We start from the raw sequence: 20929 nt of genomic DNA on the forward strand, positions 1-20929 counted from the left end.
TGTGCGCCGGGTACGCTCCGTGCCCCGCGTTACTGATCGACCTTGATCGACGCGATGACCTGATCGATTAGCGGGTATAACTCGGCGTGCGTGTTCGGGAAGGAGCAGTAGAAGAACACCGGCGCGGACTTACCCGTGTCGATCATCAGCAGGTGCACGCGTTCGCCGGTGGAGTCGTACCCGTCGACGTCCCAGGTGAGGTCGGTGATCCGTTCGTACGCGTCGTGCCCGTCGATGGTCAGTGCACGTTCGCTTTGGTTCGTGGGCTCGTTCGGCAGCGGGTAGTAATTGCCGAAGACCGATTCCTCGACTTCTGCCAGCACCTGCGGGAATTCTGCGGCGGACGGCGAACCGAATGAGGTGCTCAGCAGGCCGGAGGTCACCTGGGCGATGAACTGGCCACCGCTCGGGACGCTCTCCTGGGTGACGACGTACTCACCGACGGTTGCCTGGTTCTCCTCCATCACGCCCATGGAGTAGTCCTTCCACCCCTCCCCCAGGTAGTCGTAACTGATTCCGGAGGCCTTATCGATCACCCGCAACGCTTTCGGGTCGTCGCTCGGGTTGCTGTAATCGCCGGTTGCCTGCGGGTTCGCACCCGGTTCGTCGACTGAGGCGTCGAAAACCCCCGTCATCACGAGAATGCTGAGGATCGCGGCGATGACGCCGATGCCACCAATCCCCCACCACAATGCGCCGGTACGCCCCGGGGGCTCCGCGGGCGGGTAGTGCGCCTCGTCCGCATGGCGCGGCGGCTGGTGATACGCGCCTTGCTGTTCCTGGTAGTACTGCGAGGAGTCCGCAAAGTAGGACAGCCGTGGCTGCTCCTGATCGGCGTACGGCGCTGCGGTGTAGTCGGCGTACTGCGAGTAGTGCGACGTGGCATCGGGGACGTAGACCTCGTACTGCTGGTCGTAGGTCTCTTGCGTCGCGGCACTGTCGTAATCAGGTGCGCTGTCGTAGTCGGTCGCGCCGCGGTTACCGGCAGCGCTGTGGTTTTCAGTGGTGTTGTGGCTATCAGTGGGGCCGTGGTTATTCGTGGTGCTGGCCTCGTCCGAGGCCCGGTGTGGGTCCCCGTGACCGGCTCCATGGGGCGGTGGGTGGCTCACATCAACTCCAACAGTCTGCGACGATCTGTCTACGCACGGGCACGTCAGTCCATTATTTGACGTCCATTATCGACGAACCCGCTGAATACGACGGATGTCGCGACAAACTGGTTGCCGAGAACTGGTTGCCGATACGGTAGGTCGTATGAGCGCGATGACGCACACCACAGTGCAGATTGATACCCACACCTCCGGTCCACTGGCATTCGACGTTTTGCAGTCACGCGTCGATGATGGGCCACAGCTCATCGCCCTGCACGGATTTCCGCAGGGCGCCCGCGCATGGCAACGTGCCGCCGCGGTCCTCGCTGAGCGCGGTATCGGGGTACACGCAATTGACCAGCGCGGTTACTCGCCCGGGGCGCGCCCCGACGGAGTGGAGCATTACGGCGACCGTGCGCTGTCCGGCGACGTGCTCGCGATCGCCGATCAATTGGGTCTGTCAACGTTCCACTTGGCGGGGCATGACTGGGGTTCGCATATCGCATGGGTGACCGCAGTCGAGAATCCCGACCGGGTGCGCACGCTGACGGCGGTCTCGATCCCGCACCCGACGGCATTTGGCCGTGCTTACAAGGAGGACCCCGACCAGAAGTCGCGCTCGGGCTATATGAAGTTGTTCTGGCAGCCCGGAGCCGCGGAGGCTGCGTTGCTCGAGAACGACGCGGCCGGTCTGCGCGACACGCTCTCGGATCTCAGCGACGCTGACGCGTCGCAGTACGTGCAGCGGTTACAGCAGCCCGGCGCGTTGACGGCCGCGCTGAACTGGTACCGCGCGATGCGCACGAATCCTCAGGGACTAGGTCCGGCGAAGGTCCCGACGACGATGGTGTGGAGTGATCAGGACCGCGCCGTAGGCCGACGCAGCGCCGAACTGTGCGCCGAGTACGTCGATGCGGATTTCCGACTCGTTGAGCTGGCCGGGATCACCCATTGGATCCCAGAACTCGCCCCACAGCCGTTGGCGGAGGCGATTGCCGAACGAATCGCTTCCGTCTAACTGCTCAGCGAGGACGCCTCGATCGTGGACGCCTCGGGAAGGGTGCGCACCAGGTCAATCAAATCGCGTTCGTCGAGTACGCGATCAGGTCGATGCGTGATGCCATCGGCGACGTAGAAGAACCCGGCTCGTACTCGCTGCGGATCCACACCAGCGATCCGCGACCAGGCGAGCCGGTAGACGGCGAGTTGGACTTCCGCTGCCGCGAGCGCCTCCCCGGTGGGGCGCCGTCCGGTCTTCCAGTCGATCACGTCGTAGTCGGCATCGGAACCGGGCCACTCGAACACCGCATCAAGGCGTCCACGCAGCGGGATACCGTCGACCATCAAATCGAAGCCAGTTTCGGTCTCCAGCGGTCTGCGACTGGCCCATTCGCTGGACTCAAACCGTTCGATCAAGTCATCGATGCTCGCGTCAGCTTCCAGGCCTTCGTCCGAGGCGCCCGGTAAGTCGTCGATATCGATTAACGAGTCGGATCCAAAGCGATGCTCTACCCAGGAGTGAAACAAGGTCCCTCGGTCCGCGGCGGCTCGCAATAACCGCGGTACCGGGCGGCGAATGTCGAGCGCGAACTGCACCGGGTCACGGCGGATCGCCACGAGTTGGGACGCCGAGAGCCGGTCAGGCGCCTCGACATCAACTACTGTGCCGGCGCGTCGCGCGGCGCGTTCGGCCAGCAACAGTTCGGTCGCCTCCAGCCACGGGTGCCGCGGCTGCTCGGCGAGTGAGGCTGACTGCTGAAGGGACGCTGACTGCTCGAGGGAGGTTGACTGCTGCGCTGGCTCTGCCTGTTGGCCCGAGGCTGACTCGTGGGCCGATTCCGAGTGCTGCGGCAGAGCGGCAATCCCGCTTCGTCCCATCGCTTCGGCTACATCCGCATTAAACTGCTCGGCAGCCGCGCGGGCCGCGGTCTGCTCGGCGCTGAGCGCGCTCGCCGGCCACAGGTGGAGTTCGAGATCAGCGCTCGCTGGGTTCTCGGCACCGTCCTCAGGTTGCGGCGCCCAGGCCACCAACTGACCACCGGTGCGCTCGACATGCTCGCGCATCAAGGTGAGGTACTCCGACGGCACGCGGGATTTCTTCGCGGTCGGCTTCCACCGCGCCGCGCTCATCCACAGCCGATGGCGCGCCCGGGTGAGGGCGACGTACACCAGGCGGCGTTGCTCACGCCCATGATGCTCCTTCACCTGCTCTTTCATTTGACCCACAAACTCGGTGTTGACCTTGTTCGTCTGCTGGACCTCGGAGATATCGACTCGCGGCAGCGCCGCCGCGTCCGAACGCAACTCGTACGGCAGCGTGCCGAGGTCTTTGAGCCATGCGGTCGCTGGTTTGGGGTCACCGGGAAGCGCCTTGTCGGTTGCGCCGATGATGTAGACCGAATCCCATTCCAGGCCCTTCGACGCGTGCATGGTGAGTACCTGCACGGCGTCGCGTCGCGGCGTCGTGCCGTCCCGGGTAATCCCCCGATCGGCCTCCTCCGCGGCATCGAGATACTGCAAGAACCCCTCGGTGGATTGCGTCCCCGATCCGGCAGAGAACGCATGGGCGACGCCGGTGAACTGGTCCAGCGCGGCGCGCGGTGGCAATTCGCGCCGCACATCGCGCACCGTGGACTCGATATCAACGCCGATAGCGCGCTCGATTGCCCCGACGAGATCTGCCAGTGGCTCGCCCATTAGTGCGCGTAACTCGGCGAGTTCGCCGGCGTACGCGTTCAGCCTGTGCCAACCGCGCTCGGAGAACGCGGCCTCATCGGCGTTACGGATCTGATCGAGCGCATCAACCAGGCTTGATTCGTCAACCTCGTCATCGTCTGCCTCATCGCTGCCGCGCCCGGCTAGCCGCTTTGCGTACGTGCTCAACGCGACGAGATCACTCGGCGCGATCCGCCACCGCCGTCCGCCGAGCAGCTGAATGAGTTCGGCGTCCGAGGATGGCCGGGTCAGTACCGACAAGGTGTTCACGATCTCTCGGATCTCGGGCAGCGACAGCAGCCCGGACAGGCCGACGACCTCGATCGGTAGGCCCTGCTCCACTAGCGCGTCGATGACCGCACCGAACTCTTCGGATCGAGCACGCGACAGGACCGCGACACTGCTCGCGCCCGGTTCCCAGCGGGACGCGATGTCGGCCGCCACCGCAGCGGCTTCGTCCTTGGTGGTCTCGAACAGGCCGACAGCTAATTCGCCAGGGCCGGCCGCCGGTCCGGCATCGAGAACGGCGACCTCGGCGCCCCAGGCGCGCAGCGGCGCGGAGACTTCATTAGCGATCTGCAGGATCGCGCGGTCGTTGCGAAACGTCGTGCTCAGCTGGCGCATTGGAATGGCCACGCCGTCGCCAAACTGCATCCGGAAGGCCGTCAGCGTGTCGGCGCTCGCACCGCGGAAGCCGTAAATCGCTTGACAGGGGTCCCCGACGGCGGTGATCGGATGCCCGGCATACAGACTGCGCAACAGAGCGGCCTGTGCTCCGGACGTGTCCTGGTATTCATCCAGCAAGACGACGTCGTATCGGTCGCGCTCTTGTTCGCCTATCGCCGGCTGCTCGCTGCTGAGCCGACAGGCAGCGCTCAACATGTCGCCGAAACTCATCAAATCGCCGTCACGCTTGCGTTCGGCGAATCCAGCGAGCACGGGCGCGAGCAGTACCCTCCCGTACACGCCATCCAGCTGACGGCGCACTGTCGACGCGAGGGCCTTGCCGCCCGCGCGTTCGAGTTGCTCGATCTGCGCGATCACGCGGGTGGACGCTGCAACGACGTCGTCAACCCCGACCAGGTGCGCCGCCATCTCGTCGCTCAGCGCCACCACGGCTTGCACGATCGTGCTGCTGGTGCGGTCGACCTCCTCCAACGGACCGTCGTACGCCGTGACGACCTGTTGTGCCAGCTGCCATAAGGCCGCGGCATCCGCGGTCTGTACGCCTGGTTCGATGCCGAGCCGCAGACCGTGCTCGGCCACAATCCGACGCGCATACGAGTCATAGGTGAGAACTGTGGGCTCGGCCGAGCGCATCGCTGTGGCCCGGGCAGGGTCCAGGTCACCGATCGCGACCGAGGCCTCGCGGAGCCGGTTGCGCACGCGTTCGGCGAGTTCACTGGCTGCCTTACGGGTGAAAGTCAGCCCGAGCACGCGATCGGGCTCGACCACCCCGTTGCACACCAGCCAGACGACGCGCGCCGCCATCGTCTCGGTCTTACCCGAGCCCGCGCCGGCGACGATCGCACTCGGCCCGAGCGGGGCGCCGATAACCGCGGCCTGCTCCTCGGTGGGCGTATGCGCGCCCGTGTGAGCGGCGATATCGGCAGGGCTGAATTGGGCGGTCATTCGTCGTCCTCCGCAACCCGCACGGCGGGACACACCGGCACGAAGTCGCAGGTGCGGCAGCCGGCCCCGGCTCGAGCCGGGAAAGTGGCCGCCGACATTCCGGCGACGAGGTCGGTGAGCAGGTCCTCGGCCCACCCCGGTTCAGCGTCCTCGCTGACCGGTGGCTGAGACCGTTCCTTTGCCGACTTGCCGTCCTTGACTCCGACCAATGCTGCCCCGGCGGATCCGGCACCGATTTCATACCCGCCGTGCTCGGCAGCGAGCTGGTAAATGCCGAGCTGCGGATTGCGCGTGGGCTCGATGCCGTCCACCGTGACGGAGCCGGTCTTCAGGTCGATCGTGTAGAGCCGACCCGTCACCGGATCGCGTTCGAGTCGATCCACCTTGCCGCGCACCCGCGCCCGACCGATCACGACATCAAATCCGACTTCGTTCCCGACCCAAGTCATTTCGCGGTTCTCAAGCCACTGCGCAAGGCGTTCCAGCATCGCGCGCGCTTTCGAGCGCCAACTGCGCTCTTCCCAGGGAGAATCGAATTCTAGGCCGCGCCACCGCTCCTGCAGCACCTCATTCATGCGATTGAACAACTCCGCTTGAGTCGCGCCTGACGGGTCACCGATCTTTTCGAACGCCGCATGAACTGCGGTCCCGAGTTCTGCATTGATCGACCGATGCACGGACCCGAGCCGACCGAGGAACCACCGCAGCCCGCATTGAACAAACGTGGTTGCCGCCGACGGTGAGATCGATACGAGTTGGTCGAGATCGATGACTGGGTCCGACGTCGAGACCTCGCGCAGCGCGTACCAATCGCTGGGCGCGGCACCACGGACTCCGGCCTCAGCCAGCATCTGCAACGCTGTCGTCGCGGCTTGTTTGTCGACTTCCGCGGCGTCCTCGTCGAGCAAGCAAGCACGCAGCGTGGCCACATGGTCGACCATCGACAGAGTGCGTTGCGCGACCCGTTCGACGCGATGTTCGTTGGGTTGGTAACCGAGGCGCTCGCACAGTTCGACGTAGAACCGCGATGGACGCTCACCGACACCATCGACCGACGACACGATCACTTGGCGACGGGCGCGGCTGAGGGCCACGTAGAACAATCGCCGTTCGTCGGCCATCAGCAGTGACCGGCGATCGATGACGGATATATCGATGCCTACGGCAAGGTCGACGAGGTCTTCAGTGTGCAGCAGCGTGTTGCGGGCGACGAGATTCGGCCAGCTGCCCTCCTGCACTCCCATCACGGCAACGATCTCCCATTCGCGGCCCTTGGCGTTGTTGGCGCTGAGCACCTGCACGGTTTCGGCGGCGCTCGCACCACGTGAGAGGCGGTCGGCAGGCAATTCTTGTTGTTCGATCTCGGACGCGATGGTGTCGAATGACGCCTCACGTAATCGGCTCGCCAGCGACGATGCGATGTCGAACGCGGCGATCACCGAGTCGAGCCGTTGGTCCGCATCGGAACCGCGTACGCCGCCCAGGAGCGCCTCTGAGCGCCACCGGTCTTCGGCGCCGGTTTCGCGCCACGCCGTGGCGAGCAGTTCCTCGCCATCGGCCCCGCCGGCCGCGATTTCGCGTAGTACGCCGAGGATCCGCGCGAGTTCGCGTAGTCCGGACGCCTCGGGACCAGAGGGCACCGCGAGTCTGCCCGCGACGACCTCTACGAGTAGACGCGCCGACGTGCGACCGCCTCCTGTCTCGAACTCGACGGTGCGCAGTTTCTTACGTAGTCGTCGCATCATGAGCGCGTCGAGCCGGAAGTAGGGCGAGCGCAGCACCTCTTCGATCCTGGCGGCGTCGGCTTCAGTCTCCTGGCTGAGCCGAACGATTTCCAGCAACGACTGCACGGCGGTGCTTTGCCCGACCGCGGGCTCGTCCACTCCCGCGTCCAAGGGGACCCCGGCGGCCGCGAACGCGCGGCGTATCACGGGCATGCTGGCCGCCACGGACCGAACGACGACGCACATCTGCGACCACGGAACGCCGTCCACCAAGTGTCGCTCACGGAGTACGGCGGCGACATCGGCCGCTTCGCGTGACTGGCTAGGCGAGGCCAGCACCACGACTGGGCGAAGCGAGTCCGGCTCGAGCGGGGTGCGCTCAGGGTAGGCGGCACCCAGTAACCCGGCGGCAGTCCGCATCGCGGCCGCCAACGCGGGAGTCGCCCGATAGCCGGTGCTCAGCGTGATCTCCTGATCTGCAGTAAAGTCCAGCAGCGAGCGGCGGTCGGCACCGCGGAACCCAAAGACCGATTGATCGGGATCCCCAGCAAGCACCGTGGCAGCCGTACCGCCGGCGAGCAGCTCTAGCAACTCCCGCTTTGCGGGATCGAGCTCCTGCGCTTCGTCGACGTAGAGGTAGCTCAGTCGCTGACGTTCTCGGTGCAACTCATCGGGGTCTTGACGCCACAAGTCAACGACGGCTCGGACGAGTTCTGCCGGGTCATAGGAATCCTCCAGGCGCATCCCGGTCACACCCGCGTACTCGGTGAGGAAACTACCCAGTGATTCCCAGACCGGGCGACCGTACTGCTCCGCCCAAGCACGCAACTGCGTCGCGGAGACGCCGCGTTCGGCGCAGCGCATCAGCGCATCGCGTACCTCTTGGGCAAACCCGCGGGTCGGTAGGGCTGCCCGTAACTCGTCTGGCCAGGTCGTCGCCCCTTCGCCATCCAGGGCGCCGGCGAGCAAGTCGCGGACGATGGCGTCTTGCTCGGGTCCAGTGATCAGGCGCGGGGCCGACCAGTCGTCGCGGCGCCGCCAGGCTCGATCGAGTACCGCCCAGGCATACGACTCAAAGCTCCGCACTGGGACTTGCCGCAACGCGACCTGAGTTTCGGCGACCACGGCGTCGCGTAGGGCGGCGGCGCCACGTCGGGTGAAGGTGAGCAGCAGAACCTCGTCGGCGCTGGCACCCTCGTTTAACCGCGCCGCAGCCGCACGCGCGAGCACCGAAGTCTTGCCCGAGCCCGGACCACCGAGCACGCGTAGCCGACCTTTGGTATGCGCGACTACGGCGTCCGCGTCCTGGTCCGCGCGCCACGCGATCGCGGGACGTCCCGACGGTCGCACCAACCGTACGCTTGGCGTCACTGTTGCCACGGGCTCTCCTTTCCGGCTGTTGCGTTCTAGTCTGCCGAAGCGCCCCGACAAGTTTTCGCGGCATCCGGTGGCCGCGCTCATGACCGGATTGCCCTTGGCTTCGGCAGCGGGCACAGAACCGCCGCGCACGCCGATCACGCTGCGGTCGGTGCGGGCGCGGCACCGGCGCGGTCGGCCACACGCTCACCCCGTGTGCCGGTGTAGGCCGCGAGCAGGTCGGCGAGTTCGTGATGGAAATTGTCGCGCTCGCGCGGGTTCGTGACATGAAGCGCGAGCAGCGCTATCAATTCGTCGGCAGGGTCAAGACGGTCTTCTTCGCGGCACTCTTCGTCGTCGACCACCATTCCGGTCGCGCGCGCATCATCACAACCCGATCGTCGGATGCTGGCGTGTCGGGCGGCGTCGTCGATCTCCTGCTGGTCCGGTATCCGGATCCGCGTGTTCAGCACTGGCCGCTGGTCCGGATCGATCCAGGGCGGCGGGACCCACCACGGCAGCCCACCGACCATCCGCACCACCCAACCGTTCTTTTCGAACTCGCGATGATGGTGCCCGCACAACAGAGTCAGATTGCCAAGATCAGTACGCCCGCCGCGCCACCACTCGATGACATGGTGCCGCTGACACCAATCCGGCGGCACATCGCACCCGGGGTACGAACAGCCACGATCGCGCGCGATCAACGCGTTCGTCTGCCCCACGCTGGCGATCCGCCGTGAACGCCCGTACGCCACAATTCCGTCGGCCGCGCTGATCCATGTCGGAATCACCAACGCCTCATCAGCCAACCGTAGGAACTCCGCGCACGTCAGACGGTCCCCACCGGCGAGGCGGCCCACGTACCGCGACCGGTTATCCCGGGCCCGATCACCACCTGCATTGCTGACACTCTGAGTGCTGAACTGGTCGTCGGCGTACTCGGCGCTCGAGGGATCCGGCACCACCCCAAGCGCCAACATGACCGCGTCCATATCCACGGTGATATGTACCGTCGCCGCCGTCCCGCCCGACGCGGGGACACCGTTTAGGTCGAGCACGCGGCCCATTACGTCATACAACGCATCGTGACGGCGCTGATCGGCCGAGCGCGCATCCCGACTGCCGTCCACCGTCGGCCGAGGCGCACCGAGCGGTGACAAGACCGCATCCACACGCGCCTTAGTTTCCGGAGTCAGAAAGCCGGTGATCGCATATGTGCCATCCCGACGCTGGCGACCGATGCGCAGGCCACGCCGCGCCGCGGTAGTTTCCGCACCTGGGCCCCGCCCATCCGGCAGCAACACCTCATCCAGGTGCTCGCCCACCGCTTTCAAGTCAGTCGGGCCCAACGCGCCCGCCTGCTCGAGGAGCGCCTGTTCGGCCTGCTCCAGCAGCGACGCGTCCAGCCCATCGATCGTGCGGATGCGGCGCATCGCCGCGCCGATCTCATCGACCTGCCCGCTCGTCACACTGCCAGCCCGTACAGCCGCACTCAACTGCGGCAACTCCGGCGGCTGCTCACCCGCACTGAACCCGTTACGCGGCAACAATTGCCTACCCCGGCGCACTCGCGCATTCGCCTCGCCGACACTGATCCGCAACGACCGGACAAGGGCATGCGCCACGCGCTTCTCCCCAGTCACGACCGCGAACGACGGGTCCTCCTCCGCGGCCTCGACGAGCCGCGCATCAACCATGATGCCGCGGGTGCGGTGCCGCTCAAGCTCACCAGCCATTCTCAGCAGACACTGCGGATCCAGCGCCTGAAAAGCACCACGCTCACCAATCGCGCACAACGCATCCATGCCCTGCGCCAGCAGGGCGAGGGCATCGTGGATCTCCCGCGAGAGCGCCGAGGCCACCACCCACGGACCAGCAACCCCCGCGTCGGCAGCCGCGCGTGCGTCCGCCGGCACAAACCGCAACGGATCAGCACCAGCAACACACCCGGTAGTGCCCGCGGCACGATCCCCATCACGACGGAGGGCCGTAGCACCAGTATCCGCATCGACCGACACGCCGCAGCCCTCCCATCTGTTGGTTCTCATCGTCTCATCTTATCGTACATATGTTCGAACCATATGGCAATAGGTCACGCGCGCGAACTGTGATGACTCAGGACAAACTTGTCGCATCGAACTGCCAGCACGCGTGTGGCACCGGATGGACGAGCCGGCGCCAAGCCGACCGGGTCCTAATTTGGCTCGACACGCGCGACACCGGACCGGCGGAAGATCCGCGCCAGCGCCGCGATCGACCGCACTGGCACCATCGCCATAGCGCGCATCTTGGTCGGCGCGCTGTCGGCGGATCCGGGACTAGCGTTCCGCGAAGGCGGATCGGGCCACGCGCCCGTTCCGCAGTAGGACGCCCTCCGCGCTGAGGTGCTCGATCTGGCGCGCCGCGACCTCCGGCGCCGGCGTACCGTCGGCGCGCAGTACCCGCCACCACGGCACGCTCGCCCCGTATTGGCGCATTACCCGCGCCACCTGCCGCGGTCCACCCATACCGAGTTCCGCGCCGACACGCGCAGCGATGTGGCCGTAAGACATCACCGTGCCACGCGGGATCGACTCGACCACGCTCAGCACGGCATCGGCGTACTCGTCCAGCGACGCCCCAGCGCTCACCGCCACACCTTCCCATCACTGCCGTTACGCAAACCCGAATGGCCTCAACGCCAGCCCGCACAGCCAACCCGCACAGCCAACCCAACCTGACGCGCGAAACTAACGGATTGGGTCGACACGCGAAAACTACGTCACGCGAAGCTAGGTCAGTAGCTCGTCAGACTCTCATCGACGTCAGCGATCCAGCCCAGAATCCCACCGGACATGTGCCATACCCGCTCGTACCCGGCGGCCCGCAGTTCTTTGAGCGCATGCCCAGAACGCCCGCCGGACTTGCAGTACAACAGGACGTCACGATCCGTAGCCAAGTACGCCGCCGGGTCCGCGGTCAGCGTCTCCCGCGGCACCAGCATCGCGCCATCGATCCGGCAGATCTGGGCTTCGTACTCCTCGCGGACGTCGATCAACTGAATATCGCGATGCGTAATCCATCGTTGCGCCTCACGCGCATCAATCGTGCGATCGGCGATCGGGTCCTCAACGGAATCAGTGGGCTCGCTCAGGGCGGTGATCGGCGGCAGCCCGCGCGAGGCGAACGAGACGGTGCGCATCGACATCGACAACAAATCGCACACCAGCACTGAGCCGAGTAACGGCCGACCGATACCGATCAAGAGTTTCGCTGCCTCAGTCGCCATGAGCGATCCCACGACACCACAGATAGACCCGATGACGCCCGCCTCGGAGCACGACGGTACGAGGCCCGGAGCGGGCGCGACGGGGTGCAGATCGCGATACGTGCGCGCGAGCCCGTCCGGCGCGTTTTGCCAGAACACGCTCACTTGCCCCTCGAATCCGAGGATCGACCCCCACACATACGGGATGCCGGCGATCGCGCATGCGTCATTAACCAGGTACCGCGTGTCAAAGTTGTCGCTGCCGTCGAGCACCAGGTCATACCCCGAGACGATCTCGACAGCATTCTGCGTCGTGAGCCGTTCGGGGTGCCGCCGTACCGCGACCCCGGTGTTGAGTCGACCCAGCGCGGCTGCGGCCGAGTCCACCTTCATCGCACCGATATCCGACTCGGTATGGATCACCTGGCGCTGAAGATTCGAGCGCTCGACGCGATCGTCATCGATCACGCCGATGACGCCCACACCCGCAGCCGCAAGATACTGCATCGCGGCGGACCCCAGCCCGCCGGCACCGATCGAGAGGACTCGCGCGCCAGCCAGGCGCCGTTGCCCGTCTTCACCTACCGCCGAGAGCGCGAGGTGTCGCGAGTACCGCACTCGGTCGTCACTGGTCAGCGGCGCCGATGGCTCAACGATGGGTTCGATGGGGACCACCTCCGCGATCCAGCCTAATCGCGTCAGCCGGGCGCGTTCGGGTCGTCCGCTGGACTGTTCGGGTACGGATACGGGTTACGCACGCATCCCTCAAGTCGCAACGTCTGCTGCAGCATCACCGGCGCCTTCTGCCCGGGTCCCGGACAGTTCACGTGGCCGTACCCAAGGTAGTGCCCGACCTCATGATTAATGACGTACTGGCGGTACTCCCACAAGTGCCCCTCGTAATCCGGCACGCCCACCGACCAACGCGCCAGGTTGATTACGACGTTGTCGCCGTACCGACACGAGGTGTATCCCTCGGTGCCGTATCCGGGGCAATAGCCTTCGACATGTTGCGGGCTGACCAGCAAGATATGCATCGCCGCAGAACCATCGCTGGTCCGCTGAAAACTGCGCTGACCACCGGCGGTCCACCCGCGCTCGTCCGCCAGGATCTCTTCGACGTACGAGGCGAATTGCTCGCCGTCCACGCCGAGTCCGCCCTCGATCTGCACATCGAATTGCGTGAGGGGACCACCTGCGCCGAGGTTCTCACTCGTTCCCGGCACCACCGCCAACGTGCCATCGCCGGCTTCTACATAGTCCGGCGAGGGGGCCGCAGAATCCGCAGCCGGACTCGCCGCCGACGAACTGCTACCCGAAGCGCCCGACGATCCAGACTTCTTCGAAGACTTCGACGACGACTTCGCCGACGAGGACGCGTTCGGAGACGACGAGCCAGCGGCCGACGATGAGGCTGCCGGGGACGACGTATCAGCGGAACCGCCCGCCGCCTGCGCATCGGAGCCCGACGTCTCTGAGCCCGCGGCATCGGAGCCCGAACCGGACTGCAGCGAAATCACCAACGCCACAATGATCACCACCGCGAGCGCCGGCAGCGCGACGGCGCGCCAGCCATATCGGCTCACCGCGGACTTGAGAGCGCCGTCATCACTCATCGAGATTACGCAGCCTCCCTGCCCGCGGAAGCCCGGCGCACCAGGTCAACAACGAACTCCGCGGTCTCGACGGGAGCCTCGAGTTGGGCCGTATGACCGACCTCGTCGAGGATGTGCACCTGCGAGCCGGAGATCGTGGTGCCGAGCTTCGGTGCCCGCTTGACCGGGACCAACCGATCAGCGGCACCCCAGATGATCGTGGTCGGCACGTCCAGAGTCGCGGCCAGCCGCCACGGGTGATCCTTGCGGCGGTGCAGGTGCGCGGCTACTAGCCCTCGAAGACTGCCGGAGAATGCGGCGTTCGCCCACGGATAGCCGGCGCGTACGGCGACCTCGTCGCGCTGTTGCAGCAATCGCTCGTACGGGATGTTCTCGGGGTGTGCGAAACAGATCGCGGCGGACATTTTTGCCCGGGCCATCGCGTCGTCGCCCGGTCCGTACCGCTGCTGCAGACGGTCACCCAGGAACGGCACGGCCAGCAGCGCCAACCGAGGATCGGCGTCCGTCGGCGCCTCGAATCCGGGTACGGCCGGCGAAATCAGCGTCAGCGTCTCGACTAGATCCGGGCGCATCGCAGCAACCCTGATCGAGATCAGCCCGCCCATCGAGTTTCCGACGAGGTGCACCGGTCGGTCCGCGACCGCCTCAATTGCCGCAATAGTCCAGCGCGACGCCGCGGTGATCGAGTAGTTACCGTCCGGCGCTGGGTCGGACTCGCCCCAGCCCGGTAGGTCCAGAGCGATCGACGCTCCGACCCGCTGCAATGCGGTTGCTAGGTCCGTCCAGTTGGTTGCCGAACCACCGAGCCCGTGAACGTGGAAGAACGGCGTCGTGTTCGGCGGTCCGGGAGTATGTCGCGCATAGAGGTTCACCGACCGATCCTGGCCGCCGATCGTGGTGGTGACACGCTCAAACCGTCCCGGCCACGGCGTGATACGGGAGGTCGGATCGACGATGGTTGCAGGCACAGCGGACACAACAGACTCTCTTAGAATGGCAAAACGGGTGTGTGGCGCGGACGCGCCAGGTGTTCGACGCGGCCATCCAGGATAACGCTCCAGGCGGCGCGTGGGGCCTTTTGCTGCGAATCGATCTCGATCGCCTCCTCACCGCGCGCTGCGCGGAGGCGATCAGTAGTCTGATACTCCAGCACATGGCGCTCCACTGAGGCGTCCGTCACCTTAGGAGGCCACAGTGGCTGAGCCCGATGCACCCGGAACCGCAGAGCCACAGTCCTCGCCCGCGCTTCCCCGTGGCCGCATGTCACGTGCGCAACGACGCGAACAATTGTTGGATGCCGCCCGTCAAGTCTTCGTCACCGCCGGCTACCACCAAGCCGCGATGGACGACATCGCCGAACGCGCCGGCGTCAGCAAGCCCGTCCTCTACCAACACTTCCCCGGCAAACTCGAGCTGTATCTGGGCCTACTCGACACGCACATCAGGGATCTCACCGATCTCATCGAAGAGGCGATGGGGCGTTCGGCCGACAACCAGGAGCGCGTGCGCGCGGCCGTCGCGGCGTACTTCGATTTCGTCGACTCCGGCAGTGAGGGCTACCGACTGGTCTTCGAATCGGACCTGCGTAACGACCCCCAGGTCGGCGAGAAAGTTGCCGCCGCCCAGGAAGCCTGCGTTGCCGCGATCACCCGCTCGATCGCGGGCGACACCGGGATCGATCCCGACCGGGCTCGGGTGCTCGGCGTAGGCGTCGTCGGAGTGAGCGTCGCGAGCGCGAGCGCCTGGCAGCAAAACCGCGATTCGATGTCCCGCCAGGACGCCATCGAATTGGTCGCCGCACTGCTGTGGGGCGGGCTCTCCGCTTTCCCCGCCGCGCATCGGGACGAGGACTGAGCAACGGCGTTCGCTGTGGGCGTTCGCGTTGCGACGCCCAACTCATCGCGCATGGCATAGCCTCGTTCGCGTGCCGCTCACGCGGCGCACCGGACGAAGCACAAGGAGCATCGTGGACATCAAGATCGGCATCACCCAGTCCCCCCGCGAACTCGTCATCGACTCGGCGCAGGAAGTCGACGCGGTCAAGCAGGCCGTCACCGAGGCCCTCGCCAACCAGGAAGGCGTGCTGGAACTCGCTGACCGTCGCGGTCGGGCGTACATCGTGCCTTCGGCAAAGGTCGCGTACGTCGAGATCGGTGAGGCCGACGGACGCCGAGTGGGCTTCGCCGCAGGCGACTAATCCCCGCGAACGCGAGCCCGCGCGCTAGACTAGCCATGTTTATGTGCGCGGGCACCGCCGAATCACACTCACCAGAGGGTTCGGCGACACGAGCCGATGAGTCGAGCACACCCACGATGGGCGCTCCTCAAGACTTCTCGTTCGATGTGTCCGTGCGTGCGATCAACGACGCAGAAGGACACCAGAATTGAGTGACACCCAAACCTCAGGCCACGAGGCCGAGGCTACTGAACCCGTGACTACCGAACCGGCCGCAAGCACCGACAATGTCGATATCGAGGGACTTGACGCCCCGGTAGTGGATGTCGCGGCGCAGGACGTAGAAGATCCCGGCGAGACTGCACTACAACCGACGTTCGCCGAGTTGGGCACCCGCACCGAGACTGTCGAGGCGCTCGCCGAGATCGGTATCGTGCGCACGTTCCCCATCCAACAGATGACCTTGCAGATCGCCATGGGCGGGCACGACTTGATCGGGCAGGCCCGCACCGGCACCGGCAAAACGCTCGGGTTCGGCGTTCCGATCCTGGAACAGATCTCCAGCAAGGCTGAGGGCGCCGACGGCACCCCGCAGGCGCTGATCGTCGTACCAACCCGCGAATTGTGCGTACAGGTCACCCGCGATCTGCAGCAGGCCGGCAGCAAACGAAAGATCCGCGTCGAGGCAATCTATGGCGGCCGCGCGTACGAGCCGCAGATCGCCGCGCTGGAAAAGGGCGTCGACATCGTTGTGGGCACCCCCGGTCGGCTGATCGATCTGGCCGAGCAGGCGAAGATCGTCCTCGGCAAGGTCAAGATCCTGGTGCTGGACGAGGCCGACGAGATGCTCGACCTCGGCTTCCTACCCGACATCGAGAAGATCTTGCGCATGGTGCCCCAGGAGCGCCAGACGCTGTTGTTTTCCGCGACGATGCCCGGTCCGATCGTGACCCTGGCGCGTCAGTTCATGACGCAGCCGACGCATATTCGCGCCGAGGCACATGACGACAATCAGACCGCGCCGTCGATCCGGCAGATCGTCTACCGCGCGCACGCGCTGGACAAGCCCGAGCTGCTGGCGCGGGTCCTCCAGGTCCCTGACCGCGAACTCACCCTGATCTTCACCCGCACCAAGCGGACGGCGCAGAACGTAGCGAACGAGTTGGAAGACCGCGGCTTCGCCGCTGCCGCGGTGCACGGTGACTTAGGTCAGGGCGCCCGCGAGCAGGCGCTGCGCGCATTCCGCTCCGGCAAGGTCGACGTCCTGGTCGCGACTGATGTCGCCGCCCGCGGTCTGGACATCAGCGGCGTCTCGCACGTGGTCAACTACCAGACCCCCGAGGATGAGAAGACCTATGTGCACCGGATCGGCCGCACCGGCCGCGCCGGTAAGGAAGGCATCGCGATCACGCTCGTCGACTGGGACGATCTACCCCGGTGGGCGCTGATCGACAAGCTCCTCGAGCTCGGCATCCCCGAACCGGTTGAGACGTACTCGACCTCCCCGCACCTCTACGAAGAGCTCGGCATCCCCACTGAAGCCACCGGCCGGTTACCGCGTAGCAAACGGACCCGAGAGGGATTGGACGCCGAACAGGTCGAGGACCTCGGCGAGCGTAAGCGAGACTCGCGTCGAGCCGGCGGCCGCAACAGCGCAGCCGAAAGCGAACCGCGGCGCAAACCGCGCTCCGGCGCACCGCGACGTCGTACCCGTGGTGCGCGTCGCCCCAGCGGTGAGGGACAAGGCGAGCAGCAGGCCCAGCACAAGCCGGCCACCGACGGCTCGAAGGACGCACAGAACTCCTCCGGCGCGCCGCGTCGCCGTCGCTCTCGCGGTCGCCGCGGCGGCGCGAAGCGAAGCGATGCGACCGGGTCGTCGAACGCATCCGGCGCAACTGACTCCACGGCCAGCGGTACGGCCGAATAACGCCCGCGAACCGCAGCATGTCGCATTCGACGCCCCCGCACGTGCGCTCGACGCCGCGTCCATGGTCGTTTCGGCTCGGCGGCTGGGTTCTCGTGTTGGTGGTGGGCTGCGCGCTCGCACTCGTCGCGCTGAGAAGCGGTACGTACAGCGCGACGCAGCACACCACCGCGTCCGATCCGCCGGCGACGCCGACCGGCGAGCCGGCCCAGGTGCTGAGCGAGCAGGGCACGTGGGACCCGGATCATTACCTTGCCGGCCCCGTGATCGCGCAGGTCACCGAGCACGGCGTGATCGCGACCGATCTGGCGACCGGCGACGAACTGTGGCGCTATCAGCGCAGCGATACGACGGTCTGCGCACATCGGGTGAACCCGCAGCACGTCACGCTGATCTTCGCCTCCGGCGAGCGCTGCGATGAAGCTGTCTCGTTCGATCCCGCCAGCGGCGTACGGCAGTGGCAACGTACCATCGAAGCCACCGGCCCCAACCAGATCGTCTGGGACGACGGCATATTCCTCTCGATCGATCCGGCGAAAACAATAGTGTTCGAGGATGGCCAGGGGTTCGAGCGGTTTACCGTCGATAACTCCGAGACCGACCACATCGAAGGTGAACACACCAGTTGCGAGAACCTCGATGCTGCCGGATCGTCGACCGTCGGCACCCTGCAACGGTGTCGCGCCAACGACACTGAACCGTGGTTGTACCAAGTCGTGCTCGATCAGGCCTCCGACGGAGAGCCCAGCGAGGTTGGCCGTGGTTACCTCAGCGACATCAGTAATCCCACCATCGACGGCGTCACCTCGGACGGGACGACCTTCCTTCGATCCGACGACGGCACCCTCTGGGTGTTGCCGGAGCGCCAGAGCGAGGCGGTTCCCCTCGACGGTATGCCGTCGGTCGACCCCAATACCCCGCTAGAGGTCGTTGCCTCTCGCGCCACCGTGTTGCTAACGACGCCGGAGACGACGTACACGCTGTCCGCCGACACAACCTCCATAGCGCATTCACAGGCCACCATCGCGACGCCGTACGTCGTCGATACGACCGCCTACATCCCTACCACCGAAGGAATCGAGCTACTCGACACCGCCAGCGGCGCCGTCCAGCAAACGCTGAGCTGGGAGGCCACGACTACCGGCCCTGCGGACCTCGTGATCACTGGCGAGTACATCGGGCTGCGCGATGCCGACGGTCTGCGGGTGTACGCCTGAGGGGTTCGTTCCCCGCGGCGTCCTCACGCTGTGGACATACGGCAAGATGGTGGCTGTGAGCTCACCCCAGATCACCCGCCAAATGACCGCGCATTCGGGATCGCCACTGACGGTCACAACCCCACGTGGCACGTTCGCCGCGATCGACGTACGCCCCGCCTCACGACCGGTCGCTACCGCTTTGCTGGTGCCGGGTTACACCGGGAGCAAGGAAGACTTCGCGCCAATCTTCGACCTGCTGCAAACGCGCGGATTCCGTATCGTGGCGATCGATCAGCGCGGCCAGTATCAGAGCCCGGGAAGCACCGAGGCCGACGCGTACTCGGTGCACGAACTCGGCGCGGACGTCGTCGCGATCGCGCACGAACTCGGTACCCCGCTGCACCTGGTCGGCCACTCGTTCGGCGGGCTCATCACACGTGCCGCCGTACTCAGTGAACCGGCGGCGTTCAGTTCGCTGACGCTCATGTCGTCGGGACCATCGGAACTGCCCCATGGACCGCGCCGGACGATGATCGAATCGGCCGAACCGCACCTGCATGCACTCGGCCTACAGAAGATCTACGACTCCGGCCAGCAAGCTCTCGCTGGTGATCCGAACTGGCAAGCGCCGCCCGAGCCGCTGCGCGGGTTCCTGCGCGAGCGATTCATCACCAGTTCGGCGCATGCGCTGGAGTTCATGGGGCGCACGATGCTCACCGAGCCCGATCGCGTGGCTGACCTCAAGGACACCGGCGTCCCGACGCTCGTGATGTACGGGCGCGACGACAACGCCTGGTCGCCGGAGTCCCAGTCCGATATGGCGCTGCGTCTTGGTGCGCGCGAAGTCATCATCGACGGCGCGATGCACTCCCCCGCGATTGAGAACCCCACCGATTCGGCGACCGCGCTCGCCGATTTCTGGGACACCTACGCCACAGCAGAGCGCACAAGCCCGTAGCGACTCCAGGACACCAGCGACCTGCGGCATCGCCACTACGCTCGCGCCTGGCTCCGGCCGATGCAAGACCCGGACGGGACGACGATCTGACCGATCGGGACGGAGGCGATTGCTGACTAGCGCAGTGCCGCCAGTCGGTCGACGGCTTCGCGCAGGACGTCGTCGCGTTTGCAGAAAGCGAACCGCACCAGCGGGCGCCCCTCGGCCTGATCGTCATAGAAAACCGACATCGGCACGGCCACGACGCCGCACCGCCTCGGCAGATCGCGACATAGTTCCACACCGTCGTCATACCCCACACTGCGCACATCGACGGACAGGAAGTAGGTGCCGCGGCAGTCATTCACCGCGAAGCCGGCCTCGCGTAGTCCGGAGGCCAACAGATCTCGCTTGGCCTGCAGCTCGACGGCAATCGCCGTATAAAAGGAATCCGGCATACGCAGTCCTTCGGCGATCGCCGGCTGGAATGGGCTGCCGCTCACGTAACTGAGGAACTGCTTCGCAGCGCGGACAGCGGACACCAACTCCGCCGGACCGCTGCACCAGCCGATCTTCCACCCCGTCAACGAGAACGTCTTACCACCGGAGGAGATCGTCACTGTTCGCTCAGCCATCCCAGGCGCAGTGGCGATCGGGATATGCGCCGTCCCATCGAACGTCATGTGCTCGTATACCTCATCGCTCACCACGAGTAGGTCATGTGCAATGGCCAGATCGGCGATATACCTAATATCTTCGGGCCTCAGCACTGCACCTGTCGGGTTATGCGGGGTGTTCAGCAGGATCAGCCGGGTTCGCTCGGTGATCGCTGCCGCGAACTCCTGGTGGGGTAGCTCGAAATGCGGAGTGCGCAACGTGACCGGCACTCGAATGCCGCCGGACATCGCGATCGTCGCGGCGTAAGAATCGTAGTACGGCTCGAGCACGACGACTTCGTCTCCGGGTTCGAGCAGCGCGAGCATCGACGCGGCGATCGCCTCGGTAGCACCGGTCGTGACCAGCACCTCGGTGTCGGGATTGGGATCCAGTCCGTAGAAGCGGCGTTGGTGGTGTGCGATAGCCGTACGTAACTCGGGAATACCCGGACCGGGCGGGTACTGATTCACACCTTCATCGATGGCCCGACGGGCGGCCTCACGCACCACCTTCGGACCGTCTACATCCGGGAACCCCTGCCCAAGGTTGATCGAGTTGGTCTCGATCGCGAGCGCGGACATTTCGGCGAAGATCGTCGAGGTGAACCCGTGCAGACGCTTGGCGAGGTGTGGGCTACGCATCCTGTCACCGT

Annotated in this window: 15 protein-coding genes; 6 read left to right on the forward strand and 9 right to left on the reverse strand. The window is 65.8% G+C overall.

Annotated elements, in window-relative coordinates:
• Positions 1 to 29: 29 nt before the first annotated feature.
• Positions 30 to 1109, reverse strand: a complete 1080-nt coding sequence (locus E1H16_RS05110; RefSeq protein ID WP_134322617.1) for a hypothetical protein — start codon at positions 1107 to 1109, stop codon at positions 30 to 32.
• A gap of 145 nt (positions 1110 to 1254) precedes the next feature.
• On the opposite strand from E1H16_RS05110, the gene E1H16_RS05115 reads away from it, so the two are divergent.
• Positions 1255 to 2109: an alpha/beta fold hydrolase gene (locus E1H16_RS05115; protein ID WP_243837676.1), complete on the forward strand. Its 855-nt coding sequence runs from the start codon at positions 1255 to 1257 to the stop codon at positions 2107 to 2109.
• On the opposite strand, the gene E1H16_RS05120 is transcribed toward E1H16_RS05115, so the two are convergent.
• The 7 genes from E1H16_RS05120 to E1H16_RS05150 all read right to left on the reverse strand — a co-directional run bounded on the left by E1H16_RS05120 (position 2106) and on the right by E1H16_RS05150 (position 14352).
• Positions 2106 to 5438 carry an ATP-dependent helicase gene (locus E1H16_RS05120; RefSeq protein WP_134322618.1) on the reverse strand — a complete coding sequence of 1111 codons (3333 nt, stop codon included), beginning with the start codon at positions 5436 to 5438 and terminating at the stop codon, positions 2106 to 2108. The genes E1H16_RS05115 and E1H16_RS05120 overlap by 4 nt on opposite strands.
• Entirely contained in the window at positions 5435 to 8542 is a 3108-nt protein-coding gene (locus E1H16_RS05125) for an ATP-dependent helicase (RefSeq protein ID WP_166741627.1), read from the reverse strand. The genes E1H16_RS05120 and E1H16_RS05125 overlap by 4 nt, the downstream gene beginning before the upstream one ends.
• Before the next feature lie 134 nt (positions 8543 to 8676).
• Positions 8677 to 10569 carry an HNH endonuclease signature motif containing protein gene (locus tag E1H16_RS05130; protein ID WP_134322620.1) on the reverse strand — a complete coding sequence of 631 codons (1893 nt, stop codon included), beginning with the start codon at positions 10567 to 10569 and terminating at the stop codon, positions 8677 to 8679.
• A 270-nt stretch (positions 10570 to 10839) separates the two neighbouring features.
• Positions 10840 to 11151 (reverse strand): MGMT family protein, encoded by a 312-nt coding sequence (locus tag E1H16_RS05135; protein WP_134322621.1) that lies wholly within the window; start codon positions 11149 to 11151, stop codon positions 10840 to 10842.
• Between the two features lie 146 nt (positions 11152 to 11297).
• Positions 11298 to 12443, reverse strand: coding sequence for a ThiF family adenylyltransferase (locus E1H16_RS05140; protein ID WP_134322622.1), 1146 nt, complete (start codon positions 12441 to 12443; stop codon positions 11298 to 11300).
• A gap of 23 nt (positions 12444 to 12466) precedes the next feature.
• Complete coding sequence (locus tag E1H16_RS05145; protein WP_134322623.1) at positions 12467 to 13384, reverse strand: DUF3152 domain-containing protein; 918 nt, start codon at positions 13382 to 13384, stop codon at positions 12467 to 12469.
• A 5-nt stretch (positions 13385 to 13389) separates the two neighbouring features.
• A complete protein-coding gene (locus tag E1H16_RS05150; RefSeq protein ID WP_166741628.1) occupies positions 13390 to 14352 on the reverse strand; it encodes an alpha/beta fold hydrolase in 963 nt (320 codons plus the stop codon).
• Between the two features lie 226 nt (positions 14353 to 14578).
• On the opposite strand from E1H16_RS05150, the gene E1H16_RS05155 reads away from it, so the two are divergent.
• The 5 genes from E1H16_RS05155 (at position 14579) to E1H16_RS05175 (ending at position 19641) form a co-directional block, all read left to right on the forward strand.
• On the forward strand, positions 14579 to 15238 hold the full coding sequence (locus E1H16_RS05155; protein WP_243837678.1) for a TetR/AcrR family transcriptional regulator: 660 nt from the start codon (positions 14579 to 14581) through the stop codon (positions 15236 to 15238).
• A 112-nt stretch (positions 15239 to 15350) separates the two neighbouring features.
• Positions 15351 to 15581 (forward strand): DUF3107 domain-containing protein, encoded by a 231-nt coding sequence (locus E1H16_RS05160; RefSeq protein ID WP_134322625.1) that lies wholly within the window; start codon positions 15351 to 15353, stop codon positions 15579 to 15581.
• A gap of 187 nt (positions 15582 to 15768) precedes the next feature.
• On the forward strand, positions 15769 to 17487 hold the full coding sequence (locus E1H16_RS05165; protein ID WP_243837679.1) for a DEAD/DEAH box helicase: 1719 nt from the start codon (positions 15769 to 15771) through the stop codon (positions 17485 to 17487).
• A gap of 17 nt (positions 17488 to 17504) precedes the next feature.
• On the forward strand, positions 17505 to 18701 hold the full coding sequence (locus E1H16_RS05170) for an outer membrane protein assembly factor BamB family protein (RefSeq protein ID WP_134322626.1): 1197 nt from the start codon (positions 17505 to 17507) through the stop codon (positions 18699 to 18701).
• Positions 18702 to 18756: 55 nt separating this feature from the next.
• Complete coding sequence (locus E1H16_RS05175; protein ID WP_166741629.1) at positions 18757 to 19641, forward strand: alpha/beta fold hydrolase; 885 nt, start codon at positions 18757 to 18759, stop codon at positions 19639 to 19641.
• Positions 19642 to 19757: 116 nt separating this feature from the next.
• On the opposite strand, the gene E1H16_RS05180 is transcribed toward E1H16_RS05175, so the two are convergent.
• The gene (locus E1H16_RS05180) at positions 19758 to 20918 is read right to left on the reverse strand and encodes a pyridoxal phosphate-dependent aminotransferase (protein ID WP_134322628.1); all 1161 of its coding nucleotides are present in this window, start codon (positions 20916 to 20918) and stop codon (positions 19758 to 19760) included.
• Positions 20919 to 20929 lie beyond the last annotated feature (11 nt).

The sequence above is a fragment of the Cumulibacter soli genome (assembly GCF_004382795.1).
Lineage (GTDB): Bacteria > Actinomycetota > Actinomycetes > Mycobacteriales > Antricoccaceae > Cumulibacter > Cumulibacter soli.